Genomic DNA, 9441 nt, shown 5'->3' with positions numbered 1-9441 from the left:
ATATTCGGACAGGCTACGGTAGGAGGAAGGCTTCGTTCAAAAGATGGATCCCCGATAACCGATGTCGGGGATGAGGGAGGGGGAATCGTTTTTAGAGATGAGCAGTCAACAAAAAGAAGACCTCCTTCAAGGCGAGGTGATCTTGTGGCTGGGCACAGATTCTTCGCCGTGGGCTCAGAATGACAACGTTAGGGGGAACGACTTGGGGGAAACGGAGGTGGAGGATTTTTCTGCGTGGGGGTGTTTTCTGACTGGGCTAGATTCTTCGCCGTGGGTTCAGAAGTACCACTTAAGTGGGGGTTGCCTGGATGATGGGCCAGGCGCGGAGGACTTCGGCGACGGTCCAGGCTTGGGCAATGCAGCCTTGTAGCGCGAAAGGCAGTTGGTCATCAATATTTGGCTTTGCTCACTCTACACCTTTGTAGAACTATTGACTTCGCCTAGGCGTTTATCCCGAGCACCTGATAAACGGAAAGTGGCCGTTGAATGCCTTTCAGTGGGAGTTCTCCGACCGATTCGGTCGAGACTAATTGTCCGAGAAGGGATGCCACCTGTTCCGAGATCAGGATTTGGCCGTGCTGGGCCTCGTTGCAGAGTCTGGATGCAAGATTGGTCACGGGGCCGATCGCGGTATAGTCCGTTCGTCCTTCAAATCCGATCATACCGATCGTGGCATATCCCGTCGCAATACCGATGCCTACTCCGAGGGGAATGCCGCGCTTCTTCCATTGCTCTCCTAACGAAATGACCTCATGTCGCATGGCAATCGCCATGCGCACCGCTTGTTCCGCGTGATTGGGACAGGGTTGCGGGTCGTTAAAATAGACCATGATGCCGTCGCCGGCAAATCGCTCAAGCGTTCCGCCATATTCCGAGATCAGACATCCCATCACCGTCTGGTACTCACGGAGGACCGCCATCACCACTTCGGGGGCAACCGTTTCAGTAAAGGGGGTGAATCCTCGAAGATCGATGAAGAGCACGGTGATTTCTCTGCGATGCCCCTTCAGGAAATCCTCGTGATCGCCCGACATAATCATGTCGGCCAGATTATGGGGTAAGAACCTGGCTAATTTTTCTTTCTGTAATTGCACGAGTTCTTGTTCTTGTGCGCGTGCCCGAATCAGGTTGCCGACGCGGGCCAGGAGTTCCGGTTCGTCGAAGGGTTTGGATAGATAATCGTCGGCTCCCGCTTCCAGGCTTTCAATGCGTGCTTCGGTTCCGGCGCGGGCTGTTAAGAAAATCACGGGAGTCGATCGAAGAGCCTTATCGACCCGGACGGCCTGCAAGAGATCATGTCCGCTCATTTTCGGCATCATGACATCCGTCAGGATTAATGCCGGACGCCAGCGTTGAGCCAGCTCCAAGGCTTCTGCTCCGTCCCTGGCTACCACGATATGATATTGACTGTGCAATATTTTTTGGACGTAGCTGCGCATATCGGCATTGTCATCGACGACCAACACCAATGGGGCGTTCTGTTTTACAGCAGGGGAAGGCAAGGACTCATTGTCTTGCTGTTCGTCTTTGGATGGCCTTGGAAGAAAGGCCCGGTCCTCTTCCTCGTCTTGAACGGCAATCAAGTGATCGGCGATCACGTGTCCGCGAGGCAACGTGATGGTAAACACGGAACCCCGGTTTGGGTCGCTTTCCACCGCAATCGTCCCTCCATGCAACGTGACGATTTCCTTCACCAAGGCCAATCCGATCCCGCTGCCTTCATACCGCCTCGTGGCACTGCTTTCCACTTGAGTGAATCGATCGAAGATTCGCTCCAATTGATCGCGGGGAATGCCGATGCCGTTGTCTTCAACCTCCAGTTCAATGGAATGTTCCTTGGATGCGAGACGAACCCATACTTGGCCCTCATGGGGATCGCTGAACTTGAAGGCATTAGAGAGCAGGTTATACAGCACCTTCTTCATTTGGAGTGGATCGGCCTCCAGGGCCACCGGCTGCGTCAGGCCTTTCACATGGATGCGACGAGTCGGGCTGGAATCGAAGTTCATGACCACACTGCTGACGAGCGCTGCTATATCGATACACCGTTTGTTCGGGGTGGTACGACCGCTATCGAATTTAGCCAGGTCCAACAACTCATTGATGAGGAACAACAGCCTGGAGGCATTCCGTAAGCCGGTCTGGACCACGCCTTTGGCTTCCGCATTTAGCGCAGATTTCAAGAGAGTCTGGAATGCGCCCACAGCCAGGGTGAGCGGAGTGCGAATTTCATGGCTGATGTTGGCGAAGAACTCACTTTTCAACCGATCCAGTTCGAGGAGTTTCTGGTTGGAGGCCTCCAATTCAACTCTGGCGCTACGCTCGAAGAGCCGTGCTTGAAATTCGGCCCGTTGCAGTCGCTCGTAGAGAGAAACCGAGAAGAGTAAGGCGACGCAGGTCCATACGAGGAAAAACGAGTTCTCTATGGCCGCATCGATATCGGCGGTCACTGAGGTCCTAAGAAGATTCATCCCATAATACGACACGAGCGTTCCAGCTTGAGCGATCAGATGACTCGGCCAGGACACCGGCACAATGACCGCTGCGGCCAGGAACACGAGATTGAGCCCGTTGTAATACTGGGCGGTGAATCCGCCAAGCACGACCGTCATCTGGACGATGCACAAATTGCCAATCAAGACCCAAAGGACTAAGAACACATTTGGCGAGATTGCAGCAGGTTTGTATCTCACGAGCAGAAAGCAACCGAAGAGCCCCAACTCCAAAACCGTGCGTATGTCGAGGATCGCATCGAGATGCTCCCGATGGAGGAGGACGTCGGCCACAATGAACGCAGGGTTTGCAACAAGTCCCAAAAGATAGAGAACGGTCAGACGGTCCCAGGCAAAGCGGGTGCACCAATTCGTATAGGTTTCTGATTCATGGAGCTGCAAATTACTTTCCCTAGTCGTTAGGAATCTCATGAAAAACCTGCGTAACGTGGGAATGAGGGTCATCTTGAACCTCGGAATAATCTGGATGGTTTTGACAATCTATCCATCGATCACCGCCTTGACCGCGCATCAGTCATGCGCGGTTTGCTCAATAAATGATGCGGCCCGTAATAGCTGACAATCAGAAGGGAAAGGAGGGACATACACCCCCCCAAGGATTACACGAGTGTAACGTTACTATTATTGTGACCTATGAATGACTCCTTTGGTTGATATCTGACCACGGAGGTTTGACCCATGTGAGCAGCCGACCCCATCCGGTCGACCGACTGGGAAGGCAGGAAGTCTGGAACGCCGGGTTCTTGGTTGCCCAGCGCCGGTACGCGTGGTTTTGAGTAATACGATTTTCTTGCGGCTACGGAGGGGCTTCTGAACAAAGCTACGGCCGATGTGTTGGGAACTGACGTGAGTGTGCCGGCCGCTGGCCGTCCGTCTTGCATCCGGTCCCCCACGATCTAGGGAAATGTGACCGTCAGACTATAGACAAACGACTCATTAACTTCAAATCCCCTTAATCCCCTTTCAACTGAGGAACATTAGGGGGATAACGGATGGAAAACCATTGTTGGAAGTGTCATCTTGAGCCATTCGGTAGGGAAAGACCAAGGTCTATCGAAGGACCTTCCTGAGCCGTGGCATCTTCAGGCTGGGCACAGATTCTTCGCCGTGGGCTCAGAATGACAACTTAGGTGGGGACTGCCTGGATGACATGCCAGGCGCGGAGGACTTCGGCGACGGTCCAGGCTTGGGCGATGCAACCTTGCGGGGCAAACGGTGGTTGTCCGTCAAAAATTTCGCCGAGCGTTCCCAGGCCGTAATCATTGAGATGATGAGCCATCGGTGCAAGATAAGACAGCGCAACTTCGGGATTGTGATAGACCCGAAAATGTGCCAGCACGAAAGGACCTAATAGCCAGCCCCAGACCGTGCCCTGATGATAGGCTCTATCCCTCTGCCGGATATCTCCCTCATATTGTCCCACATATTGGGAATCATCCTGCCCCAAACTGCGTAACCCGTATGAGGTGTAGAGATGTTGGGCGCAATAGTCGACGACCGCATGTTGCTGCTTGTAGGTGAGGGGACTGTGTGGCAACGACACGGTGAACAGTTGATTGGGGCGTGGGGCCGGATCATGGCCATGGGGTCCGTCCAGCACGTCATAGCAGCGGTGTAATGGTTCGTTCCAGAACCGTTGAAAGGATGCATGGATGGCCTTGGCTGTTTGCAGGAATTCTTCGTGCGGTTCCTTCAGCGTTCTGGCCAATTGGCCCAAGGTGAGCCAGGCTTGATACCACAGCGCATTGATTTCGACCGGTTTGCCGATGCGGGGAGTCACGACCCAGTCTCCGATTTTGGCATCCATCCAGGTAAGCTGGACTCCCGGCTCCCCGGCATGAAGTAAGTGATCAGCGGGATCCATGCCGATGCCAAACCGGGTACCCTTGCGGTACCACGCCAGCATCTCGACGAGCACGGGAAAGATCGTTTTGAGAAAGGCGCGATCATCGGTGGCTTCCACATATTGGCGGACCGCCTCGACGTACCAGAGCGTGGCATCCACGGTATTATAGTCCGGCGCTTCTCCCGCATCGGGGAACCGGTTGGGAAGCATGCCCTGGTCGGCATATTGCGCAAATGTGGAAAGAATACTGCGAGCGATGTCAAAGCGTTGGGTGGTGAGGGTCAGGCCGGGCAGGCTGATCATGGTGTCCCGGCCCCAATCCCCGAACCAGTGATAGCCGGCGATGATCGTATGGCCGGTGTCGTGGGCTGAGAGGGGACGAGAGGCGATGAATTGATCAGCGGCCAGCGTGAGCTGTTGGATCCAGGCCGGCTCATTCGGGTGTGAGTGTTTTGTCGTTGGTTCCGATTGTAGCAATGCCACTTCATGACGTCGGCGTGATTCGAAACACGAGGCAGCGGGTCTGGACGGCTTAAGACGGGTGCTGGCCATCCAGGTGATCTGTTCGCCTGGTTTTAAGTCGAGGCTCCACGTGCCGATGTGCAGATGATGCTCTCGATCGGGGAGTCCCCGTTCCCGTTCGAGGGGCAGATGGTAATTGTGAAACCAGGTACTGACGCGCTCTACCAACCCTTCCGATGCGGATAGGATAAACGGAGAACCTCCTGCGGGGAGAATCTGTAGTCCATGGGGTATGGGCGTGAGGGAAAATTCCGGCAGGGTGTCCAGCGTCGTCCCGTGATAATCCCGATGATTGATAAAGGCGCACAGATTGAGCCGAACCGGAAGGGTTCCCCGGATCAAGGCGTAGCTGACATATGTGGTATTCTCCCCAGGCTCCATCCAAATGCGTTTTTCCAATTGCGCGTCGGCGATGGCAAACGTCCAGACCGGCGTGGTGCCTTCCAAACGGAACCGTTCCAGATATAGAAACCCGGTAGGGGCAATCGTGCCTCCATCCCAATGATTCGTTGAAAGTTGGACGGTCTGCTCCCCGTATTTTACGGTCTCTTCCAGCTTGCTGACTAATAAGGTCCGCCCGAGAGGTGGCTTGAGTGCGGCCATCAACAGTCCGTGATAGCGCCGGGTGAGAGAGCCGGCTACCGTGCCGGAGGCGAACCCCCCGATGCCGTTGGTGACGAGCCATTCCCGGCGTTCCGCCATCCAGATATCTCCACAAATCTCCCTGCCACAATCCACGACCTGGGGCAGGATAGACGGGTGTATGGGAGGCGGGGTGTTCTGGTGTTGGTGCCTTCTGTCGGGAGCCATGTCTTATTCTCCTGATTGTTCCAGCAGTTTAGTGACAAGTCCGGTCCATCCCGTTTGATGGCTGGCGCCCAATCCGGCCCCGTTGTCTCCGTGAAAATATTCATAGAATAATAGGTAGTCACGCCAATGCGGATCGTTCTGAAACATGGCGACTCCCCCGTTGACCGGTCGATGGCCCGACGTATCACGAAGGAAGATGCGATTGAGGCGACGGGAAATTTCCGCCGCAACTTGCCACAAGGTTTGTTGCGATCCTGATCCGGTCGGGCATTCAACGGTGAGATGATCCCCGAAGAAATGATGGAATTTTTGTAACGATTCGATGAGCAGAAAATTCACCGGAAACCAAATCGGTCCCCGCCAATTGGAGTTGCCGCCGAACATCCCTGTTTTGGATTCGGCCGGTTCATAATCCACGCGATGTTCATTTCCATTCAGCTTCAGGACATAAGGATGGGCTTGGTGGTATTTGGATAAGGCCCGAATACCATAGGTGGAAAGAAACTCTTCTTCATCCAGCATGTACTTCATGACCCTGGGGAGTTGTTCCTGATCCACAATGGAGAGCATCCGGCGAACACTTCCATCCGGCAGGCTGGTTGAGCAGACATGACGCCGGAATTCCGGACGGTTTTCGATAAACCACAACAGGCGCCGTTTAAAGCCAGGCAAGGCATCCACCACTTCCGGTTCCAACGTTTCAACGGCAAAGAGCGGGATCAACCCCACCATAGACCGGACCTTCATTTGTTGTTGATGGCCGTCCGGGAAATGCAACATGTCATAATAGAAGCCGTCGGTCTCATCCCAGAGGGAGGCTTCGTGATTGCCTTCGCCGATGTGATTGATGGCGTGCGAGATGTAAACAAAATGTTCAAAGAACTTGCTGGCCACATCGCCGTAGGCCGGATCGTGTCGTGCCAGTTCCAAGGCAATGGCCAGCATATTCAGGCAGTACATGCCCATCCAACTGGTGCCGTCGGATTGATCCATATATCCGCCGGTAGGAAGCGGCGCGGACCGGTCGAAGACGCCGATATTATCCAGTCCGAGGAACCCTCCCTGGAAAATGTTTCGGCCATCGGCATCTTTCCGGTTCACCCACCAGGTAAAGTTCAGCAGAAGTTTATGGAATATCTTGGCCAACCACACCCGGTCGGCTTTGCCCCTGATGCGTTTTTCAATTTTATACACCCGCCAGGTGGCCCAGGCGTGGACGGGGGGATTCACATCGCCGAGCGCCCACTCATACGCCGGAATTTGCCCGTTGGGATGCATGTACCATTCTCTGACCAATAACCGAAGCTGATCTTTTGCGAAGTCCGGATCCACCAGGGCTAATGGCACGCAATGAAAGGCAAGATCCCAGGCCGCAAACCATGGGTATTCCCACTTGTCGGGCATGGAAATGATGTCTTCATTATAGAGGTGCTTCCAATCCGTGTTCCGGCCATGTTCGCGGCCTGCCGGCGGGGGTGGTTCTGTGGGGTCTCCGGCCAGCCAGGTGCGCACGTCAAAATGATAGAACTGTTTGCTCCACAGCATTCCGGCAAATGCCTGACGCTGAACATTTTGGGCATCGGCGGAATGGCACGTTCCGAGTCGTTTGGCAAAAAACTCATCCGCCTCCTGTTGGCGCGCAGGAAAAATGGTTTCAAACTCTTCGCCCAACTGGCCCTCGGTTGGCGGTAGGTTGGTCAATCGAAGTCGGTAGGTGATGCTTTGTCCGGGGGCGATCAACTGATGGTAATGGGCCGCAGCCTTCGTTCCGACTTGTTCCGGATTCACGGTCTCTTTGGTGTCGGTCACAATATAGTCATTGATCCCGTCTTTGACGTAGGGGCTGGCGTTGGGCACCCCATAGAGCCGTTGCATGTTGGTGTCATTTTCGGTAAAGAGCATTTCCGGAGTGCCTTCGCATAACAGCCACCGCGACCCGTATTGTTCATGGTCCAGGTGGATGGCCTGCGCATCGCCAAGGTCTTCATCCCGATTGAGGGTGGGACGTGGAGCATGCGGCGTCCAGGACCAGTTGTTGCGAAACCAGATGGTCGGCAAGACATGAAGTTCCGCGAAGTCAGGCCCCCGGTTATGAGCGGTAATCCGGATCAGGATGTCTTCGTGTGTCGCTTTGGCATATTCGATAAAAACGTCAAAGTACCGGTTGTCATCAAATACACCCGTGTCCATCAACTCATATTCCCAATCGTGTTTGCCTCGCTTCCGGTTTTCTTCAATCAATTGAGCATAGGGAAAAGGATGCTGGGGATATTTATACAAAAACTTCATGTAGGAATGCGTAGGGGTGGAATCCAGGTAAAAGTAATATTCTTTAACGTCTTCCCCATGGTTGCCTTCGTTACCGGTTAATCCATACAACCGTTCCTTTAGGATGGGATCTTTTCCATTCCAGAGAGCCAACGCAAAACAAATCTGCTGGTGACGGTCGCAGATGCCGCCGATGCCATCTTCGCCCCACCGATAGGCCCGCGAACGGGACTGGTCATGGGAGAAGTATTCCCAGGCGTCTCCGTGAGGGCTGTAATCTTCACGGACCGTGCCCCATTGACGTTCGCTCAGATAGGGGCCCCACCGTTTCCAATGCACCGTTCGCTTTTTGGCTTCTTCGAGGCGTTCTTCTTCTTTGGTCAGATGGGGTGTGGCTTCGGACATGGACGAGGCTCCCTATGGTAGATGTTTGACGGGTTATCGCTGGATGATTGGCAGGACATATCGTTCGGGGTCCGAACCATCAGCCCACGGGAAAATCCCAGGTCCGATGTCGTGATGCTCACAGGCTCGGATAACTGAAACAGGTTCTGAGATGTTGCAATGTGTCACAAAGATGAGTGAAGGTTTGGTAGCCAAATAGGTCTGCTGGGGAAGAGGTCGTTTGGCCGTTCAACGAGTAGGGTCGGGCTTCCCTGCTCCGTTCCATAATTTTTATGTTCTCTTGCGATCTTCACGCTTAGTGTATCACGAAAAAACCGTAAACTGGCCTGGGTATGTTCGGCCAGGATGGGAGGAGGATCAACCCCCGGAAATTCCCCATCAAGGGAGTGTAATTTTCCTTGACCTGTTCCCGAAGGAACTTACAGGATTTCAGGAGTCGTCAGTCAGGGATCATACGGAAATTGTGGTTCGAGCCATTCGATGTTTCTCTCAGAACAAACCCTTCGCCAAGCTCAGGGCAGTCTCTAGAAGGTTCCTAGGCTCTCCTTGTCATCCCGAGAGCAACGAGGGATCTGTGCCCAGGTCGACCGGGCCATGGCTCAGCTAGATGCTTCGCACACCTGCGCTGAGTCCTTCGGTTTTTACTCAGGATAAACTCCATCGAAGGGGCTCAGCATGACAATGCTGTTGTCGGAAAGAGAAACCAACGGCTAGCGGGCGGCCACTTCAACCAGGCTCTCGTAGTAGATGCGGATTGCCGTCTCGAACTGGTCAACCGGGATTCGCTCAGCGTCCCCATGAATGGATGTTGCCAGTTCAGTACTGAGTACCAGAGGAAGGATGCCATAGCACTTGGCCCCGCGCAGACGAAACATCCTCGAATCGGTTCCGAAAGGAACAATCATCGGCACGACGGTCGCCTCGGGATGGTGCTGTGTGATGGCGTTGGACAGCGCTCGAAACATCGCGGTGTCATGCGGCGTCACGACGGACTGACTTGCAGGGTGAATGACCTCAACTTCGACCTCATCTCCAAGTCTGGACTTCACTTCCGCCAGAAACGCGTTGGCATCCATG

5 protein-coding genes are annotated in these 9441 nt (G+C 54.2%); 1 reads left to right on the top strand and 4 read right to left on the bottom strand.

Annotated elements, in window-relative coordinates; translation table 11 throughout:
* The first annotated feature begins 97 nt into the window (after window positions 1–97).
* Window positions 98–370 (top strand): hypothetical protein, encoded by a 273-nt coding sequence (locus tag AAH187_RS18035; protein WP_342349877.1) that lies wholly within the window; start codon window positions 98–100, stop codon window positions 368–370.
* A gap of 70 nt (window positions 371–440) precedes the next feature.
* On the opposite strand, the gene AAH187_RS18030 is transcribed toward AAH187_RS18035, so the two are convergent.
* From AAH187_RS18030 to AAH187_RS18015, 4 genes are all read right to left on the bottom strand, one after another.
* Entirely contained in the window at window positions 441–2924 is a 2484-nt protein-coding gene (locus tag AAH187_RS18030) for an ATP-binding protein (RefSeq protein WP_342349876.1), read from the bottom strand.
* A gap of 715 nt (window positions 2925–3639) precedes the next feature.
* Entirely contained in the window at window positions 3640–5691 is a 2052-nt protein-coding gene (locus tag AAH187_RS18025; protein ID WP_342349875.1) for an amylo-alpha-1,6-glucosidase, read from the bottom strand.
* 3 nt (window positions 5692–5694) lie between these two features.
* On the bottom strand, window positions 5695–8364 hold the full coding sequence (locus AAH187_RS18020; protein ID WP_342349874.1) for a glucosidase: 2670 nt from the start codon (window positions 8362–8364) through the stop codon (window positions 5695–5697).
* Window positions 8365–9074: 710 nt separating this feature from the next.
* On the bottom strand, window positions 9075–9441 hold a 367-nt coding region (locus AAH187_RS18015; RefSeq protein ID WP_342349873.1), incomplete at its 5' end, for a M20/M25/M40 family metallo-hydrolase.

This window comes from uncultured Nitrospira sp. (assembly GCA_902500695.1).
Classification (GTDB): domain Bacteria; phylum Nitrospirota; class Nitrospiria; order Nitrospirales; family UBA8639; genus Nitrospira_E.
Note: the sequence above shows the minus strand (reverse complement) of the source record. Positions and strands in the feature narration are given on the sequence as shown.

Excerpts from the sequence above, each read along its gene's own strand:
- AAH187_RS18035 (WP_342349877.1), top strand. The coding sequence starts at position 98 with ATGAGCAGTCAACAAAAAGAAGACCTCCTTCAAGGCGAGGTGATCTTG.
- AAH187_RS18030 (WP_342349876.1), bottom strand. The coding sequence starts at position 2,924 with ATGAGATTCCTAACGACTAGGGAAAGTAATTTGCAGCTCCATGAATCA.
- AAH187_RS18025 (WP_342349875.1), bottom strand. The coding sequence starts at position 5,691 with ATGGCTCCCGACAGAAGGCACCAACACCAGAACACCCCGCCTCCCATA.
- AAH187_RS18020 (WP_342349874.1), bottom strand. The coding sequence starts at position 8,364 with ATGTCCGAAGCCACACCCCATCTGACCAAAGAAGAAGAACGCCTCGAA.